This is a genomic window from Candidatus Hydrogenedentota bacterium, assembly GCA_019695095.1.
Lineage (GTDB): Bacteria > Hydrogenedentota > Hydrogenedentia > Hydrogenedentales > SLHB01 > JAIBAQ01.
Genome location: JAIBAQ010000031.1, coordinates 1 through 18,678, shown reverse-complemented (window position 1 = coordinate 18,678; position 18,678 = coordinate 1). Strand labels below are relative to the sequence as shown.

14 protein-coding genes are annotated in these 18,678 nt (G+C 56.5%); 11 read left to right on the top strand and 3 right to left on the bottom strand.

What is annotated here, in order from left to right; genetic code table 11:
* The first annotated feature begins 74 nt into the window (after positions 1-74).
* The 8 genes from ald to K1Y02_07550 all read left to right on the top strand — a co-directional run bounded on the left by ald (position 75) and on the right by K1Y02_07550 (position 10,926).
* Positions 75-1,175 carry an alanine dehydrogenase gene (gene ald, locus K1Y02_07585; protein MBX7256209.1) on the top strand — a complete coding sequence of 367 codons (1,101 nt, stop codon included), beginning with the start codon at positions 75-77 and terminating at the stop codon, positions 1,173-1,175.
* A 1-nt stretch (position 1,176) separates the two neighbouring features.
* Positions 1,177-2,349, top strand: a complete 1,173-nt coding sequence (locus K1Y02_07580) for a Zn-dependent exopeptidase M28 (GenBank protein ID MBX7256208.1) — start codon at positions 1,177-1,179, stop codon at positions 2,347-2,349.
* A 267-nt stretch (positions 2,350-2,616) separates the two neighbouring features.
* On the top strand, positions 2,617-3,798 hold the full coding sequence (locus K1Y02_07575) for a glycoside hydrolase (GenBank protein ID MBX7256207.1): 1,182 nt from the start codon (positions 2,617-2,619) through the stop codon (positions 3,796-3,798).
* Between the two features lie 22 nt (positions 3,799-3,820).
* A complete protein-coding gene (locus K1Y02_07570; GenBank protein MBX7256206.1) occupies positions 3,821-4,615 on the top strand; it encodes a YhfC family intramembrane metalloprotease in 795 nt (264 codons plus the stop codon).
* Between the two features lie 158 nt (positions 4,616-4,773).
* Positions 4,774-5,868, top strand: coding sequence for a 3-phosphoserine/phosphohydroxythreonine transaminase (gene serC / locus K1Y02_07565; protein ID MBX7256205.1), 1,095 nt, complete (start codon positions 4,774-4,776; stop codon positions 5,866-5,868).
* A 153-nt stretch (positions 5,869-6,021) separates the two neighbouring features.
* Positions 6,022-6,603, top strand: a complete 582-nt coding sequence (locus tag K1Y02_07560; protein MBX7256204.1) for a hypothetical protein — start codon at positions 6,022-6,024, stop codon at positions 6,601-6,603.
* Positions 6,604-6,629: 26 nt separating this feature from the next.
* Positions 6,630-7,589: an NTP transferase domain-containing protein gene (locus tag K1Y02_07555; protein ID MBX7256203.1), complete on the top strand. Its 960-nt coding sequence runs from the start codon at positions 6,630-6,632 to the stop codon at positions 7,587-7,589.
* Between the two features lie 4 nt (positions 7,590-7,593).
* On the top strand, positions 7,594-10,926 hold the full coding sequence (locus tag K1Y02_07550) for a UTP--glucose-1-phosphate uridylyltransferase (protein ID MBX7256202.1): 3,333 nt from the start codon (positions 7,594-7,596) through the stop codon (positions 10,924-10,926).
* A gap of 33 nt (positions 10,927-10,959) precedes the next feature.
* Here K1Y02_07550 and K1Y02_07545 read toward each other — a convergent pair whose 3' ends face one another.
* Both K1Y02_07545 and K1Y02_07540 read right to left on the bottom strand, forming a co-directional pair.
* Positions 10,960-12,468: a 2-isopropylmalate synthase gene (locus K1Y02_07545; protein MBX7256201.1), complete on the bottom strand. Its 1,509-nt coding sequence runs from the start codon at positions 12,466-12,468 to the stop codon at positions 10,960-10,962.
* A 153-nt stretch (positions 12,469-12,621) separates the two neighbouring features.
* The gene (locus K1Y02_07540) at positions 12,622-13,710 is read right to left on the bottom strand and encodes a cobalamin synthesis protein P47K (GenBank protein MBX7256200.1); all 1,089 of its coding nucleotides are present in this window, start codon (positions 13,708-13,710) and stop codon (positions 12,622-12,624) included.
* 418 nt (positions 13,711-14,128) lie between these two features.
* Between K1Y02_07540 and K1Y02_07535 the strand changes: the two genes are divergently transcribed.
* Positions 14,129-16,375 (top strand): sulfatase-like hydrolase/transferase, encoded by a 2,247-nt coding sequence (locus tag K1Y02_07535; protein ID MBX7256199.1) that lies wholly within the window; start codon positions 14,129-14,131, stop codon positions 16,373-16,375.
* Here the strand turns inward: K1Y02_07535 and K1Y02_07530 are convergent.
* Entirely contained in the window at positions 16,369-17,172 is an 804-nt protein-coding gene (locus K1Y02_07530) for a prolipoprotein diacylglyceryl transferase (protein ID MBX7256198.1), read from the bottom strand. The two genes, K1Y02_07535 and K1Y02_07530, sit on opposite strands and share 7 nt — an antisense overlap.
* A gap of 160 nt (positions 17,173-17,332) precedes the next feature.
* Between K1Y02_07530 and K1Y02_07525 the strand changes: the two genes are divergently transcribed.
* Positions 17,333-17,668, top strand: a complete 336-nt coding sequence (locus K1Y02_07525) for a hypothetical protein (protein ID MBX7256197.1) — start codon at positions 17,333-17,335, stop codon at positions 17,666-17,668.
* A 42-nt stretch (positions 17,669-17,710) separates the two neighbouring features.
* Positions 17,711-18,678, top strand: a 968-nt coding sequence (locus tag K1Y02_07520) for an EamA family transporter (GenBank protein MBX7256196.1), incomplete at its 3' end; no start/stop codon positions are given.

Here is an 18,678-nt window from a genome sequence, read left to right as displayed (position 1 = left end):
GGGCCGGATAATATAGAACGCAGTCACGGCGAAACATATACTTCTGATTCAGATTAAACATGGGGAGACATACCATGATCGTAGGCGTACCCAAGGAGATAAAGACCGGTGAAGCCCGAGTGGCATTGGCGGCTCCCGGTGTATCTGCGTTTGTGGCGCACGGACACAAAGTCCTCGTTGAAAAGGGCGCAGGAATCGGCAGCGGAATCTCAGATGCCGAATACCGGGCCGCAGGCGCTCAGATTGTCCAGCATCCTCGCGCAGTCTGGGACCGTTCGGACATGATCATCAAGGTTAAGGAGCCAATCGCCCAAGAGTGGGAGTACATGTACGATGGCCAGATCATCTACACGTACCTCCACTTGGCTTCTGACGAGCACCTGACCCGCACCATGATGAAGAAGCGTGTATCGGGTGTCGCCTACGAGACAATTCAGAGAGACGATGGCACCTTGCCACTTCTGACTCCCATGAGCGAAGTGGCGGGCAGGCTTTCCGTGCAGAAGGGCGCGCACTGCCTGGAGGCCTTGTACGGAGGCATGGGTATCCTTCTAAGCGGCGTCTCCGGTGTCAGGCCGGCCCACGTAGTGATTCTCGGGGCGGGCACAGCAGGACAAAACGCGTGCCGCGTGGCCGTGGGCATGGGAGCTCACGTGACGATCCTTGATGTGGACCCAGCCCGGCTGCGATACATCCACGATATTATGGGCGGGCACGTTACAACGCTCATGTCCAATCGCGCGGCAATTGCGGAGGAAGTCACGCATGCGGACTTGGTGATCGGGGCCGTTCTGATTCCCGGAGCCAGGGCTCCTCGACTTGTTACGAAGGAAATGGTGCGCGGCATGCGTCAACGCTCGGCCATTGTGGATATTGCCATCGATCAAGGCGGCTGCTTCGAGACGTCGCGTCCAACCACACACGACGATCCCACGTATATGGTCCATGATGTCGTGCACTATTGTGTCACGAACATGCCCGGGGCCGTACCTCGGACGTCCACTTACGCGCTGACAAACGCGACACTAGGCTACGGCTTGGCCCTCGCCGACAAAGGCCTGGAACGCGCCATTGCCGAGGATCCCGCGTTAAAGCGCGGACTTAATGTGTACCAAGGGGCCGTGACGCACCAGGGAGTTGCCGACGCCTTTGGCCTGGATTGCGCCGAGGTCTAGCGTGGGCAAGGCGGAAATGCGCCGCGATATCGAATATCTCGCGGGCAATCTGACACACCGGGGCGCGAGCACCAAGAGCGAGCGGTCCGCCGCGGAGTACATTCGCGACCGGCTGACCCTCGTAACCCCGGACGTGGAAATCGACGATTTCTTTGCCATAGAGAGTCCATGGCTTCTGTTTGCCTCCTACTATGGCGAAGCCGTTGTCGTTGCATTGCTCGCATCCTGGGAACCATGGCTGGCGTTTACTTACGGCTGCATTGTATTCCTCCTTTATCTCGCCGAATTCTCCGGTTACCGTATCCTGGGGAATCTGCTGCCCCAGTATGAAACTCAGAATGTTGTCGCGAGGCTGCACGCGCTCAGGCCGGAACGACTCATTGTGATTACCGCGCACTACGATAGCCCCCGCGACCACTTCTTGCGGCGTCCGGAGGTGGAACGATGGTTGCGCCCCGCTCACATTTTGGTTGTGGTCTCCATGGTTATCCTATTGGTCTGTTGTGTCCTCCGCGATGTGGCGCTTTTCGAGGACTGGTCAATCAGGCCCGACCTTATCGTTCAATGGAGCTGTCTTGGTGTCCTTATCGGCGCCGCATTTGCAGTTGGTTCCTGCGAATTGTCGAATGACTATGTGCGCGGCGCATCAGACAATGCGTCCGGCGTAGCGGTCATGCTGGAACTCGCGGACCGCATTCAACGGGCTCCCGTGGAAAATTCAGATATTTGGTTCTTGGCGACTGGCAGTAAAGAAACGTGGCTGAGCGGGATGCGGCACTTCCTTCGTGTGCATCGCTTAGACAAATCGAACACCTACTTCATCAACGTCGACGATGTGGGCCAGGGCGATGTGTTTTACACGAGGGCGGAAGGCCTGCTACACACTTTTAAGTCCGATCCAGAGTTGATTAAAGCGGCGCAAGCGGCTTCACGGGAGTCTACCGCTTCGCCAATTGTACATCGCGGCTTACCAACGGATGCTTACCTTGCGTATACGCGCGGTTACAAGGCGATAGGGATTACGGCACGTGGTGGGCGTACGGACTTTGACGTGGAGGGGGACCGGCCCGGCGAGATAGATTATACGACGGTGGAGCACACCGCTGACTTTGTGGAGGCTGTGGTACGAAATCTGGCAGGGCCCCCCGACACAAAAACCGGCGGTTTGCAGTAAACCATCAACTATTGCGTGGAAAGAGGCAATGCTTCGCCTCGTCGATCAGTCTTTCCTGGAATCTCCACCACCGGTCGAAATTCGAGCCTTTCCTTTCTCGCCGGATTGGCCCATTCGGACCAACTCCCCGATCGGCACTGCCGAGTGATTTCGGCTTAGGCAGTGGACTTGCCGTTGGAGAGCGACTACACTTGCTTCTATCTACTGGAATGGGCGGCGTGGTGTGTATTGGTAATCGCCCGACAGTGGATACGGGGGAGTAGTTCCATGAGATTCGCGATAGGATGCGCAATTTCACTTCTCCTTCTCGTCTGTGCCTCCCATTCCCAGCAAGTCGGGCCGGAAACGGATATCCAAGACCTGGCACTGAAAGCGCCCCTTCTCAATACATCCCCGGGTCCCGAGTACACCGGCAGTCGACGATTGTTCCAAGGCATTCCTGGATTGGAACGGACCCGGAATGGACGATTGTGGGCCACGTGGTATGGAGGCGGAAAAGGGGAGGATCAAGACAATTACTGCATGCTTGCCACGAGCGGCGACAACGGAGCGACTTGGTCAACGATCAAGGCGGTAGTTGATCCGGCAGGAGATGTGCGGGCATTCGATCCGTGTTTGTGGATAGACCCCAAGGATACCCTCTGGTTCTTCTGGGCACAGGGCTTTAATCACTGGGATGGACGCGCCGGAGTCTGGTGCGTAACCACGAATGAGCCGGACAACGAGACCCCATCGTGGACAGAACCGCGGCGGATCTGCGATGGAATCATGATGAATAAGCCGACGGTCCTCTCCGGTGGGACCTGGATGCTACCTGTCGCGATATGGGCATTTCCCGCAGAAGTCATGAGACCCGAATACGCCCACAACATCGCAGGTAATTCGGGTTCCAAGGCGTATGGATCAACAGACCAAGGTGCCACATGGAACCTGCTGGGGTATTCCGACGTCAATGGACGTTCCTGCGACGAACACATGATTGTTGAACGCAAAGACAACTCATTATGGATGCTTGTGCGGACCGACTATGGAGTAGGTGAGTCTATATCGCTCGACGGAGGCAAAACATGGAGCCCTGGGCAGCCGTGCACGACCATAACGCACATCCCGAGCGCCCGTTTTTTTATCCGCAGGCTCGCTTCGGAAAGAATTCTTCTTGTGAAGCACAACCCGCCGAACGGGAAGATTCGCTCCCATTTAACTGCGTATTTGTCGGACGACGACGGAAAGTCGTGGAATGGGGGGCTTGTCGTGGACGAACGAAAGTCCGTGTCGTATCCTGACGGCGTTCAGGCCCCCGACGGAACCATCTACATAATCTACGATTTTGAGCGCAAGGCAGCGCGCGAGATTCTCTTGGCGACATTCACCGAGGACGATGTCATGAAGGGGCAGTTCGCGTCCGGGATGGCACGTCCGCGCGTACTTGTGAACAAGGCAACAAACTGACCGCAATGCAAGGAGAGGCCGTATGGAACTGAGCAATACTGAGGTTCTGACGATTTCCGGCATAGGAATGGTTCTAGTAGCGTTGCTAAGTGTCGTCATCTGTCGAAGGAGGGCGGGAAGCCGCCTCAGATGGATGTGGCTTGGCGCGGGATTGTGGTTCGTGGCCGTCCTCATGAAAGGAGTGACAGCGGCATTGACCAATCCAGCCATCTTTAGTGCGCTTGAACGCTCGCTTCCGCATTCTCTGTATGTGGCCGTGGGAAGTCTCTTTGTGGGTATTTCATCGGCATTTTTTGAGATCGGCCTGACGTGGTTGACTGTGATGATTTGGCGTGAATTGGGACGCACACCCGACAAGGCCATCGGCATTGGCGTGGGCGCGGGGGCAATAGAGGCTGCGCTTTTGGGTTTATCCAGTCTTTCCGCGGCGGTTGTGCTCTATCTTGGCCTACCTGGTTCCGAAGACGTCACTCGCTCTATCCGTGAATCCGGTGTTCACGCCAGCATCCTGTTTCTCGTTCCAATCGTCGAACGCGTCCTCGCCATTTTGTGCCACACGTCTTCACGTGCCCTGGTCTTCTTGGGGACCACGCACCGAAACTGGGTTATGGTTCTCGCGGGTGCCGCGCTCTTCGCGTACATTGATTCCGTAGCCGGTTTTGCTCATCTCTCCGGCATGCTCAAGACCTATTCCGTGTGGTGGGTGGAACTTGCCATCGCGCCCGCGGCCTTGGTTAGCATCCCGATCATCAGGTGGTGCGCCCGCCGTTTTCACGAGCCCACGCCGGACAATCCGCCAGCGGAACCCATTGCCTGACGGCGCCGGCAACCCTGAATTTGGCCTAATTTCCGGCATGTTTATCGACAGTTTGACGGCGCAAGAATTGCCCTCTACAATTTAGACCTTGGGGTGCAGCGCGCGGGGGAATTCCGGCTGCGCATACGATGCTTAATAGCAGTGAAGGAGATCGAATCATGGAAGCACGGGTACACAATTTTTCCGCGGGTCCGTCCGCATTGCCGTTGCCGGCTCTTGAAGAGGCGCGCGACAATTTCTTGGTACTGCCCGGAGCAGGGGCTTCGGTGATGGAGATCAGCCACCGCTCGAAAACCTACGATGCGGTGCACCAAGGCGCAAAGGCCAATATTGCGAAGCTGCTCAACCTGCCCAGCAACTACAAGGTACTGTTCATTCAGGGAGGTGCGTCGGCTCAATTCTGCATGATCCCGATGAACTTTCTGCGCGGCAAAAGCGGCAGCGCGGATTACGTGATTACCGGTTCATGGGGCAGCAAAGCCCTCAAAGAAGCCAAGAAAGAGGGAGCGACAAAGACCCCCTGGAATGGCAAGGAAGAAGGCTACGTCCGCTTCCCGAAGCAAAGCGAACTGAATCTGGATCCGAGCGCGCAGTATTGCCATATCACGTCAAACGAGACTATCGAAGGCGTCGAAATGTTCGATGAAATTGACACGGGCAGTGTGCCGATGCTTTGCGACGCCTCATCGAATTTCCTATCCCGCCCAATCCCGGTTGAGAAGTACGCCATGATCTATGCAGGCGCCCAGAAGAATTTGGGGCCGGCTGGCGTTGCCGTTGTTGTGATTCGCGAAGATCTGCTCGAGCGCGTGCCGGAAGGCTTGCCGTCCATGTTCGACTACAAAGTCCACGCGGACAACGATTCGCTTTACAACACCCCGCCGTGCTTTGCCATCTACATCATCTATTTGGTAACGAAGTGGCTCCTCGATACAGTGGGGGGAGTCGATAAGATAGCCGCCGTTAATAAGGAGAAGGCGCGCATTCTCTACGAAGCGATCGACGCAAGCAATGGCTACTATCGAGGTCACGCGAAACCCGAAAGCCGGTCGCTGATGAATGTAACCTGGCGTCTTCCGAGCGAGGAACTGGAGCAGAAATTCGCGAAGGAAGCCACCGCGGCCGGTCTCCATGGCTTGAAAGGCCACCGCTCGGTCGGCGGGATGCGCGCGTCCATCTACAATGCGGTAGGATTGGATAGCGTGAAGGCCTTGGTTGCCTTCATGAAGGAGTTCCACTCCGCAAACGGCTAGTCCGCAATCACACTGGTTCCGAAATAGGTTCAAACGCGTTCGTGAGAAATCCGGGCTAGCTACCGTCAGAGGACGAGGGCAAGGCGAGGAAGTACATGGCTGATGCCCTGTGCGGAGAATTGCAGGACGGGATCCGCTGTGTGAGGGCCGCGTTTGCTTCAGTCACTCCTAGAACGGACGGCGAGATGCCTCGACAAGCATGGGCTGCCGTATATGGTCATCGGTGGCCAGGCAGCCTTTGTCCACGGGAAGTCTCGTGCTTCAAGGGACATCGGTTTTGCCTTGGGCGTGGGGCCCGAGCATATCGACGTTCTCTGCGCGGTCATGGACGAAGTGGGGCTGACTTCGCTTGCCGAATCCCCGAACCAGTACTCACGCGAGAACTATGTCCTTCCCTGTCTTCACAGGGAGTCGTCCGTTCGAGTGGGTTTCATATTCTCATTGACAGGGTACGAGGCTCGCGCCATAACACACGCTATTCCGCGAAAAGTAGGCGACAGCATGGTACTTTTCGCGGCGCCGGAAGATCTGATTATCGAGAAGGTATTCGCCGGAGGTTCACAGGATCTTGCCGACGCCAAAGCTATTTTGAGTCGCCACGAAGATCTGAAGATCGATTACGTTCGCGAGACCCTAATGGAACTGGAGCGCGAGCTCGGGTTGGTGCTGATGGATCGTTTTGAAACGTTGACGGGTGACTCCCCCAATACCGATACCAGCAGCAAGTCACTCTGAAGCATTCGAGGTAGGAGAGAGTATACGTGCATGTACGCAAAGCGGTAATTACGGCGGCCGGGCGCGGAGCTCGGCTGTATCCGGCGGCGGACACGGTGCAGAAGGCTATGCTTCCGCTTGTGGATCGCGACGGAATTGTGAAACCGGTCCTCCAGATCATTGCGGAGGAGGCGCTCGAAAGCGGTATCGAGGAGATCTGCGTTGTCTGCGCTCCGGGTGACGAGGCGCAGTACACGCGTCTGCTGGAGTCGCTGCGGACCAACCTACTGGCCGCGTTCAAGGGACAGGAGTGGGCCAAGCGCCAGGGTGAGCGGTTGTCTGAACTGGGCCGTAGACTGCGATTCGTGGCGCAAACCGAGCCGTTGGGATATGGGCACGCCGTCTATTGCGCGCACAACTTCGTTGACAATGAGCCCTTTCTGCTCCTGCTGAGCGATCACTTGTATGTTTCTCACGTTCCAAACTCCCGGTGCGCCCAACAGCTCATCCGACTGGCAGCCCAGGAAAGTTGTACTGTTGCCGGTGTCCAAGCAACGCGCGAACATCTGGTAGGACGATACGGTACCGTGGCAGGCAAGCGCTTGCACAATCTGCCCAATGCCTACCAAATCGAGCGAATACTGGAGAAGCCATCCCTCAGTGTTGCGGAAGTTGAATTGCACACTCCTGGTCTTCGCGTTGGTCACTATCTTTGCTTTTTCGGGATGTACGTACTGACCCCGTCGGTTTTCCGCCTGCTTGAAGAGGGAGTCGCGGCGGCCAAGGCGGGGGGCGCGGACGTTCAACTGACGACCGCGCTGAATGAGCTTGCCGGAAAAGAACGGTGTCTGGCGATGGAGGTCAGCGGCTCAAGACACGATATCGGCGCAAAGTACGGAGTCCTGCAAACACAGATTGCGCTGGGGCTCGCGGGACAGGACCGCGTCGAGATCCTTTCGGATGTCGCCGAATTGCTTGCGGAGTCGCGATTGCATGGCAGCGAGTAACACGGTGAATCCCCTTATTGACACGATAACAAGCACGGAGGCCGCGATTCGCGATCGTTCGTTTGTTTCCTTGTGCAAGGGCCTGACCACTTCTCAGTTGCTCGAGCTACTGGGCGAATTAGAGCACTTCAGGGGAAATGCGAAGAACCTCTACGAACGAGTTCGAGCAACTCTCTTTCTCTACGCCGCTTGCCGGTTTGTATTGATGGACTCGAAAGAACTGTCCAGCGTGGGTCGCGTGCCTTTTGCTGGATTCGTCGATTTGCTGGATCGGCGATTTGAAGAATCGATTGCGCGCTTTCGGGCGGCGCTTGTGGATCAGGGTCCGAATGCGACTGTCCTGAGTGCGCTTGCAGAGGCGTATCGCCACCTCGCATTTCAGAACCTCGCAGACCAAGTACGCCGCAGCGTGCGTGCGGGCCGCGGCAATCAATGGATGTTTCGCGTAGGGCACACCGACGACCACCCCGTCCGGATACGTCCGGAACTCCTGCAGCGTGAAGAGGGATCCTTGCTCTACCCATTGCTCGTCGAGTCTACGCCCGTACGACTTGACCTCAGCCACAGCGGATGGTCCGACATCTTCTTCCTGGGGATGGACTATCCCGAGGGCGCTCGCGTCGTAAACATCTCCGTCGACCTTGGCGTGTACGGGCGCGATAAAGGCGCAACTCCCCCCATTCGTTGTTGTGTCCGTGTGATTCAGGAACCCATTCTTCGACTGACGAGCGTCGACCTGAATGCAACGAAGGACATCACCGATCTTACCGACCTGTTCAACTTTGGAAACGACTACTTAAGCCTTCTCAAAGCAGGCGTGATTGCCAGTGGACTTATTCCGCCATCGTTTGAGGGTACCTCGCATTCCGTCGCGGATATCCTTGCGCGAGTAGCCGGCCGTGGCATGGGAATCGAGTTGGTTACCCAAGTAAATGACATTCCCAAGGGATCGCGCTTGGCAGTTTCCACCAATCTCTTGGCAGGCATCGTCGCCGTGTTGATGCGCGCTACCGGACAGACCGCCCACCTGGAAGGTTCTCTTTGCGAGAATGAGCGACGACTGGTTGCTTCTCGCGCCATACTTGGCGAGTGGCTGGGAGGGTCCGGTGGTGGGTGGCAAGATTCCGGCGGCGTCTGGCCCGGAATCAAAGTTATTGAAGGCGCTCAGGCAACCCCCGATGACCCCGAATTCGGCATTAGCAAGGGCCGCCTGCTGCCTCAACACCGCATTCTCGGCACGGACGACCTGCATCCGGAAATCACAGACCGTCTGGCCAGTTCGCTGGTGTTGATCCACGGAGGAATGGCGCAGAACGTAGGTCCCATTCTCGAGATGGTCACGGAGAAGTATCTGCTTCGCTCTGAATCCGAGTGGAAGGCGCGACTTTCGATGCGTGAGATATTCGACGGAATTCTCGCGTCGCTGAAATCAGGCGACATTCGAAGTCTGGCGCACTTCACCACAAGGAATTGGAATGCGCCACTTAAAACGATCATCCCATGGGTCACGAACCATTTCACCGAGACCCTGACAGCGCGTGCCAATGCCGCTTTCGGTGACGACTATTGGGGTTTCCAAATGCTCGGCGGCATGTCCGGCGGGGGAATGGCGATGTACGTATCGCCACAACACCACCAACGGTTCAAGGACGAGATACTCGAAATCATGGTGCGCACGAAACGCGAAATGGAAGACGCGCTTCCGTTTGCCATGGACCCCGTTGTGTACAATTTCGCGATCAATCAAGCTGGGACCACCGCAACTCTCCGCCGGGGTGATGACGCCCTGATGCCTTCGCGGTACTATGCCCTTCAGGCCCCCGAGCTGGTGCGAAGTGCGCCAGAGACGATACCGTACTTGAGGCGAGCGGAATTGGATCATGTCACCGCGCGCGTCAGCAATCCCGAAGAGACGTTTGGCCTCTTGCGGACCATTGTCAGCAATTTGTTCCGTGTGGCGAATCCGGCTACTCAAGCCGATCGAATCGAGTGGGACGCCGGCGCTCAACGTATCAAGGCCGAGCACGGATTCGATGGAATTCAACATGAGCAGTTGCGCGCCGACCTTCGAAGCGGCCGTATCGGACTGGCTCACAATCGTCTGCCGGTTGAAACAGAGATCGATGACACGTTTCCTGGCGACGTGACACCATTTTTAGATTCTGACGGGGCGCAGAAGCGCGGGGAAGAGGCCTTGCGCGAAGGACGCGCGGCCGTTCTTTCGCTGGCGGGCGGAGTCGGCAGCCGATGGACCACCGGTGCCGGGGCGATCAAGGCCCTCAATCCATTCGTGATGATGAATGGACAACATCGTAGTTTCCTGGAAATACACCTGGCAAAGTCGCGGAGAGCCGCTAAGACGTATGGCGCTCCACCATTACACGCCGTTTCCACGAGCTTCCTTACTCATGCGCCCATAGAACGTCACCTTGAGCGAACCGCAAACTACGGGTATCCAGGCCCCGTCTTCCTAAGTCCGGGGCGCTCGATCGCGCAACGGCTGGTTCCAATGGTTCGCGATCTCATGTTTCTGTGGGAAGAGATGCCGCAAGAGACGCTCGACGAACAGAAGCAGAAAGTCCGAGAAGCAGTGCGCGGCGCGCTGATGGGCTGGGCGCGATCGGTGGGAGAGGGGAGCGATTACGTCGACAACCTGCCCATCCAACGATTCAACCCGCCGGGCCATTGGTATGAACTGCCCAACCTGCTACGAAACGGCGTGCTGGCGAAGATGCTGCGTGAACGCCCCCAACTCGACACAATCATGCTCCATAACATCGACACATTAGGCGCCGATTTGGATCCACTCGCGCTGGGATTGCACCTTGTCTCGGGAAGGACGCTGACGTTTGAAGTCGTGCCACGGAGAATCGTGGACCGTGGCGGTGGCTTGGCCCGCGTAAATGGGCGCGTGCGGCTTCTCGAAGGGCTTGCCCAACCGCGTGAAGAGGACGAGCTGAAACTCAGCTACTACAACTCCATGACCACGTGGGTGCAAATTGATTCGTTGCTTGCGGTGTTCGGCCTGTCCCGCGCCGACTTGGAAGGTCCCGAAAGCGTAATCGCCGAGGCCATTCGACGCGTCGCCCAGCGAGTCCCCACATATGTGACGATCAAGGACGTGAAGAGGCGCTGGGGACATGGTCAGGAAGACGTCTATCCCGTCGCGCAATTCGAGAAGCTATGGAGTGACATGACAGGGCTAGGAGACGTCGCGTCAGGCTTCTTGGCCGTGCCGCGTTCGCGCGGTCAACAACTCAAAGACCCCAGCGAACTGGACCCGTGGGCCAACGACGGTAGCAAGTCCCACGTTGAGGGGCTCTGCGTTTTCACGTAATTGAAGAGTCTCGGCACTTCAAAAGCAGTCGGTCTACTGCTCCTGCAACGCCAGATGCTTGTTGATCGCGCCCAGATAGGCGTGGACTGCCGCTTCGACGATGTCCGTGCTGGCCCCGGTGCCATAGTATGACTTGCCGTTGAGATCGACCGTGACATGCGCTTCGCCCAGAGCTTCTCGACCCGGTGTGGCCGCGCGGATGCTGAACTCCTGCAAACGCCCGCTGACTCCGGTGATTCGTTCGATGGCTTGGCATGCGGCATCGACCGGACCATCGCCGGTAGCCGTCTCCATGAACTCTTCGTTTCCGCGCTTGAGCTTCACAAAACCCAAGGTCGGATCGTTGCCCGCCGTCCGGAGTTGCTCCAACGTGTAGATCTCGAAGCTCTCGTTCCTGGTTGATGCGATCAACACGCGCAAATCGTCTTCGTACACTTCCTTTTTCTTATCCGCAAGCGCGATGAACTTCTGATAGAGGATCGATATCTCTTCTTCGGTCAGTGTGAAACCAAGGTCCGCGCAGCGCTTCGTCAGTCCATGTTTGCCCGAGTGCTTACCCAGCACCAATTCATTGCTGGTTCGGCCCACGGACTCGGGAGTCATGATTTCGTAGGTAATACGGCTGGCAATGACGCCGTGCTGATGAATGCCGGCTTCATGGGCAAATGCATTGCGACCCACGATGGGCTTGTTGTATGCCACGGTTAGGCCGGTCAGATTGCCCAGCAAGCGGCTGGTGTTAGTAATCTCTTCGGTGATAATGCCCGTCGTGAATGGATAGACATTCTGACGGGTCTTCATTGCCATGACGACTTCTTCGAGCGCCGTGTTCCCGGCACGCTCACCGATGCCGTTTACGCAACATTCGATTTGGCGTGCGCCGCCGCGTAGCGCGGCCAAAGCGTTCGCTACCGCCAAACCAAGGTCGTTGTGGTTATGACACGAAAAGACGACGCGGTCCGATCCGGGGGCATTGGCAATTACGTATCGGAACATCTCTTCAATCTCGACGGGTGTCGTATACCCAACAGTGTCCGGAAGGTTTATTACGTCCGCGCCGGCCTCGATAGCCACCTTGGCGACTTGAGCAAGGTACTCAAAGTTACTACGTGTCGAATCCTCGGCGGAGTATTCGACGCGCCCAATCAGACTCTTCGCAAGCCGAACGGACTCACCGACCTTGTCCAGCACTTGTTGGTGGCTCATCTTGAGCTTGTACTCGAGATGAATCTCTGAAGTCGCGATAAATGTGTGCAAAACAGGGGATTGCGCCACTTCGATGGCCTTAGCCGCCCGCTCGATGTCGGCCTTGTTTGCGCGTGCCAACGCTGCTACTCGGGGCTTCTTTACAGTCTTTGCCACCTGCCGCACGCCCTCGAATTCCTGCTCCGATGCGATTGGGAACCCGGCCTCGATAATATCGACTCCCAGGCGCTCAAGTTGTTGGGCCATTTGCAGCTTTTCGTGCACATTCATGCTTGCGCCGGGAGACTGCTCGCCATCGCGCAATGTCGTATCGAATATCTCAACGCGTTCGGACACGTTTCCTCCTTTGAAATCGCGGGGCCTATCCAACGTGAAATACGCTATTGGATTCCTGAAGTGCTGACACTTCACACACCCACGCCTCCAGCGTACCAAAGGCATCCGAATGAGTTCAAAGAGAGGCTCGGACCCGCAGAAATTCGAGTGGGGTCAGCCTGTGGCGCTGTAGCGAAAGGTGGGTACGGGCCGCCCTGGCTTGATGCAGTGGAGAGCCCGAATGGCCGAACTGGAATGCTCCTTTGTGACTTCTTCCAAGGACACGCGAAACACCTTTTCCAACTCCGATGGGGACGATTGCACTCGGGCGTTCACGATCAGAAACACCGCTGATTCGTCGAGATTCCCGTCCAGGCGAAATGAGTCGGCGTCGTGCAGGCCGGTTCGATTGGCTACAAGCTGTCCGTGAGATGCATTCATAAGAATCTTGATGTGGCCGATTTCCGAACTTGTCTCGTGAAAACGTTTGCCAAGAGCAGTCATCAAACGCAGCGCAATCGTTTCCCAATCCGGCTCGTCGTCACGTATCCAGGTCAGCTCAACGGTTGCGTTCAGCCACCCCAGGACCGATTCCCCGTTTGCATAGCGGTCATAGTCGACCGCTGCTATGCGCGTATCCACGCCTTTGGCGTCCAGAGCGGCGTCCAGCCATTCGGCTACTCCCATTTTCCGCAACGCCGAGACAGCTATAACGTCTGCGTGCGGGTAGCGTGCCTTCAGAGCTGACACCAGTTGTTTGCGGTCGCTTTCTGACAACGTGTCCACCTTGTTCAGCAAGATGCAATCCGCTTCTTCCAACTGCTTCTCCAGAATGTACGATGCGTCGGGATGGAGCGGGGAACTCGCCGAGGACGTCACCTCTCTCGCGCGAACAGGATCGACCAAGACGTTCAACGGTGCAATCTGCCAATCGGTGAATTGTCTCTTAATGGGATGAACAATAGTCGCAGAGAGGTCCGTACAACTACCCACAGGTTCCGCGAGTATGCAGTCGGCGCCGGAGTCGGCCAAGGACTGAACCGCGTGGGTGAAGCCCCCGAAGTTGCAGCAAAAACAACTCCCCGCCACCTCTTTCACGTTGGTTCCAAAACGAGTCAATAGGGCCGTGTCCACCAGGTCGGGGGCTTGGTCATTTGTGATCATTCCCACTTTGAAGCCGCGCGCGGACAAATGCCTCGCCGCAACTCCGAGAAGTGTGGTCTTTCCGGCGCCAAGAAAGCCGCCTACAAGGATCAGTCTCATTCTTTAAGACCCTGTATAAGTGGGACAAGGGCTCAACAAAGCTGTCCACCGTGCAGTTGTGCGGGTTCAGAATCCTAGCAGCGCAGGGCGGCGGGTGCGTCCACCGTCCTCATTAAGTTTAGTCCATCGTCCAGCCACAGACAAGAACTGGGGTTCAAGCGTTAGGAGTGATTAAGCCGCAACTGGTACCATGTGGTTCGTTTGCGGATGTGAGGTAGTCCGCAATTTGCACCGGCGCAGCTGAGCGCCGACGCAATTTGCTCACGTGCAAGACTTGGAGGTTATGCCATGAGGATTTCTCGCAAACACACCCTGTCTTCGGGGAATCGCTTTGTTTTTGGCCGCAAGTCAGACAAGCACATTGGTTACGAGAGAGGTTCAAGTGTGTTCGTGAGAAATCCGCACTAGGATGAAACAGATGACCGAGAGGCGTGCACAGACAATTCTCATGAAATTGTGGCGACCAGCGCTGTTGTGTCTCTTTCTTGTCGTTTCGGTTCTAGGAATGGCGGGCTGTCAACCGAAAGACCAGCAGACTTCAACTCCGCCCATGCCAACGCGTCCAAACGTGTTGCTGATCACCCTTGATACGACGCGCGCAGATCGCCTCGGCGCTTACGGATTTGGCCTCGCGCGCACGCCGGTGATCGACCGGATCGCCAGGGAGGGCGTATTGTGCACCGACTGCGCAACCACCGCCCCGATAACAATGGTGGCTCACGCATCCATTATGACGGGGTTGTTGCCGCCAGCACACGGCGTTCGGGACAACGGGACGTATGCACTCAGTGACGAAGCCGTTACATTGGCCGAATGCCTGAAGACTGCCGGGTACGACACTCATGCCGCGGTATCCGCTCAGGTACTCGCCCGACGATACAATCTGACACAAGGCTTTGATTCCTATGATGACGAGATGTGGGAGGAAGATAAACCGCCGCTCTTCATGATCCCGGACCGGCCTGGCCCCAAGACTGCCACGCGGGCAGTAACCTGGCTGGAGGAATGGGCTTCCAAAGAGAACCGTCCTCCTTTTTTCCTGTGGACACATTTCTTCGATCCCCACCAACCCTACGAAGCGAATGTTGAGAACGGCTACCTCATGCCATCACCCTACGACGCTGAAATCGCCCAGGCTGACACAGCGGTCGGTATTCTCGTGGATTGGCTCGCAAACCAAGGCCAACTGGACAATACACTCATTGTGGTTACGGCAGACCACGGCGAGAGCCTTGGCGAGCACGGCGAAAAGACGCACGCGATTTTCATCTACGATGCGACTATTCGCGTTCCTCTGATCCTGCGCTATCCTGCGTGTTTCTCCCCCCAGACGACTTATAACGGCCCGGTGCGCTGCATCGACCTCATGCCAACGATTTTGTCGATCGCAGGTGTGACCGGGGGCGAAGGGACTCAGGGGCAGGACCTTGTATCGGCGTTTCAAGGGAAAGTTCCACCACCTCAACTCCCACAATACTGCGAGTCGCTACTTTCTGAAGTTGGGTTTGGGATGGCCCCGCTGTTCGGGATTCGAATGGACGGCTACAAATACATCCGTGCGCCCAAACCCGAACTGTACGATCTGGCGAAAGATCCCAAGGAACTTGAGAACATCCACGCACGCACTCCGGAAGTCGCCATCCGCCTTGACGGCGAGCTTTCTAAGCTTATCCAGGAGAGTGATGGACGAGCGCTGGTCGAGACGCGAAATCCGATGGACAACGAAACCATGGAGATGCTTCAGGCGCTAGGGTATTTGTCTGCGGACTCACAGCGTCAAGCAATGCAGGGCATGGACCCCAAGGATGGTTTGCCCTATCACGAGAAGTTGGAAGACGCGCGTCACTTTGCGCAGCAGGGTCGCTACGAGGATGCTGAGAAGACCTTGAGGGCAGTAGTCACCGATCTGCCGCGTCACGTCTCTGCGCGCAACACGCTCGCGTATGTGCTCATGCGTCAACAGAAGCGGGAGGAGGCCGCTGCCGAGTATCAGGAGTCGCTGGCGATTGACCCGAACCAAGCGAGAGCCGAGCATATGCTCGGTTTTATTTCGCTTCAAAAGGGAGATTTCAAGGAAGCCGAACAGCACTATCGCAAGGCGTTAGAGATTACCCCTCGTTTCGTGGAGGCAATGCTCCAATTAGGATTCGTCTTGGCAGAACAGGGCGATTTGGAGACGGCTCAACAGTGGTATGACAAAGCACTGCAGGAAGATGCCACCTCTCCGCGGGCCTTGGCCAGCATCGCCGACCTCTACTTTCTCCGTGAAGACTTCACACGAGCCTTGGCGCAGTATGAAAAGGCATTGGACGTTGCTCCGCAGAATTTCCATGCCCTTGTGCAAGCGGGGGTTTCGGCCACAAGGTTGAAGGATTACGAGAAAGCGTCCACCTTCTATCAGAGCGCCGTCGATATCAGACCCGATTCTTGGATTCCCGAATACAACCTTGCGTGTATCTGTGCGTTGCAGGGCAAGAATGAGGAAGCCGTTGCCCACCTGAGAAGCGTCGCTCAGAAGAAGATTGCGAAGGACCGTTTCAAGCAGTTGCTCGCGTCCGATACCGACCTCGATTCAATTCGCGGGTTACCTGCCTTTGCGGAGTTGACGGCAGATTCGAGTGAGCCGCCGAAAGCCTCAACTGCGGACACGAATCCCGCTCAATAGCGAGCCGTCCATCGTTCCTGATGCCGCCGGTAAGCCAACAGAAGCATTGCGGCTGACACCGCGACAAGGGCGGCGCTAATCCACTGTCCCCACGTGAGTCCCCATAGAATGGGCGTGACATCGCCTCGATAGCACTCGACGGCAAACCGCAATATGCCTTGGAGAAGGGCATAGAGCAAGATCGTGACGCCTGCAAACGCGCTCCAATCAAGACTGCGCTTGAGAATAACGAATACCAGAGTCAACCCAATGGTCAGGTAGATCGGCGTGGGGTGAACGGGCAATGAGGACTGTGCCCCAGCGGCCAGAATTCCCGCTTCGAGCTGCTGAGTGAAGGGGAACGATCCCGGCGGATAGGTCAATGCCCACGGCGCAAGCGTGGCGGTCCCCCAGCAACATCCGTTTAAGAGGCAACCTACGCGTCCAATGGCCTCACCCAATGCGGCGTACGGCGCAGCAATATCCAATGCGTCAATCAACGGGATTCGCCGGATGCGAAGATATACGAGGAAGACTAAGGCTCCCGCAACAAGGCCGCCATGAAACACAAGTCCGGGCTGCCAAAATTGAGCCGCTCGCCAGATACGGCTCAATCCTTCTTCTTGAATGACATAGAGGAGACGCGCACCCATATATCCAGCCGCAAAGATGAGAAGTCCAACAAGTGGAGTAAGCCGCAAACGGCGCTTCTCGCATTCACGGGCCGCCAGGTACACCGATACAAACAGCGCGAGCGCCATCATGGTCGTGTACGAACTGACCGTGGTTCCGTGATAAGTGATTAGTTCAGGGCACATAAGCGCAACGTCTTCACCGCTGAATTGTCTTGAATAAAGATATGCATACCGAATTCCAGATTGTATTGGACCTGAATAGTATTTCTTTTCGACGAAGTACGCATCAACCAATTAGTGGTAGGGAGAGACTTGCAGCAGTTGAAGGAAAAGGAGTCGTCAGGTGGTCTCACTATTCAAGGCCGTGCTTTTCGAATGTCCCAGCGGCTCGAGTCTGGAAGTCAGCGGCATGACTTCAATTTGTTATAGAGAGACCGATCGCCAAGTGCATATAGCCGCAGAGGTACTGATTGGATCTCAAGGGTTACGCATCTTTGAAGCGTCGATCCAGGAATGGGAGGCCGCACCAGAATCGTTGCCAATAAGCGACTCTGAACGCAGGCGGATTGTGTGCGATATTCGCGAGGCACTTCTTCGACGGGGCTACGATATCGAAGTAGTAGCCGCTTCCACTCCTTTAGTTCCCTCGCTTGACCACAGCGAAAAGCTGGCGGGGTGACACGCTTTCTTCTCCCTCAAGAATTCTTTGAGGAATGGCGAAGTGAATCCCGTCCCTAAAAAGGATAGGATTTCCACCCGCAAGCAGGTCCAACGGCAACGGTACACCAAACGCATGACATCCGATGGCAAACCTCCCATTGCAGCCTACGGGGCTTGGCTATCGGTCTGCTTTTTCTGGGGGACGACCTATCTGGCCATTCGGATTGGCGTAGCTAGTCTGCCTCCGGCATTGTTTGCGGGGATACGCTTCGTCATTGCAGGCATTCTATTCATGCTCATTGCCCGCCTTGCGGGTTTTCATCTTCCCCCCAGAAGTGCGTGGAAGGATTTGGCCATATCCGGATTCCTCTTTCTGGCTTTCGCCAACGGATTGGTCGTCTATGCCGAGCAAACCATCTCAAGCGGCATGGCCGCGATTATCATCAGCACAACGCCCATGTGGGTGGTCATCATAGAGTCTTTCTTACCGCCGCGGCGCCCGCTGAACCTTCTCACCATCGTTGGGCTTCTGTTTGGCACCGGCGGCGTATGCATCATCTTTCACCGCGAACTTACCGAGACGTCCTTTGAAGTCGCGCACATGCAGGGCTTGGCGTGCGCCCTATTGGCCACGTTCGGATGGAGCGCTGGTAGTCTCTACGTGAAGCGTACTGCCATTCACGCAGCGCCCCTGGCAATTGCCGGACCTCAGAACGTAATAGGTGGATCGGTTCTAGTCTTGCTCGGGTTGGCTATGGGCGAAGCCCCCAAGTTCACCTTGAACGCTAGCAATGCCGTTTCCTTAGCGTACCTCATTATCTTCGGCTCACTCGTTGGATTCGGTTCATTCATCTACGCACTGTCGAAGCTTCCCGCTGCCTTCGTCACAACATACGCCTACATCAATCCATTCGTGGCATTAACACTGGGGTGGCTGATCCTTCACGAGCCGCTCTCTCAAAGCATGCTGCTCGGAAGTTGTGTTACGGTCGCTGGCGTGGCTCTGGTGAACCGCTCCACACGCGCGGC

Bases quoted from the DNA above. Each gene is read 5' to 3' on its own strand.
- ald (MBX7256209.1), top strand. From the start codon at position 75: ATGATCGTAGGCGTACCCAAGGAGATAAAGACCGGTGAAGCCCGAGTG.
- K1Y02_07575 (MBX7256207.1), top strand. From the start codon at position 2,617: ATGAGATTCGCGATAGGATGCGCAATTTCACTTCTCCTTCTCGTCTGT.
- K1Y02_07570 (MBX7256206.1), top strand. From the start codon at position 3,821: ATGGAACTGAGCAATACTGAGGTTCTGACGATTTCCGGCATAGGAATG.
- serC (MBX7256205.1), top strand. From the start codon at position 4,774: ATGGAAGCACGGGTACACAATTTTTCCGCGGGTCCGTCCGCATTGCCG.
- K1Y02_07540 (MBX7256200.1), bottom strand. From the start codon at position 13,710: ATGAGACTGATCCTTGTAGGCGGCTTTCTTGGCGCCGGAAAGACCACA.
- K1Y02_07535 (MBX7256199.1), top strand. From the start codon at position 14,129: ATGACCGAGAGGCGTGCACAGACAATTCTCATGAAATTGTGGCGACCA.
- K1Y02_07530 (MBX7256198.1), bottom strand. From the start codon at position 17,172: ATGTGCCCTGAACTAATCACTTATCACGGAACCACGGTCAGTTCGTAC.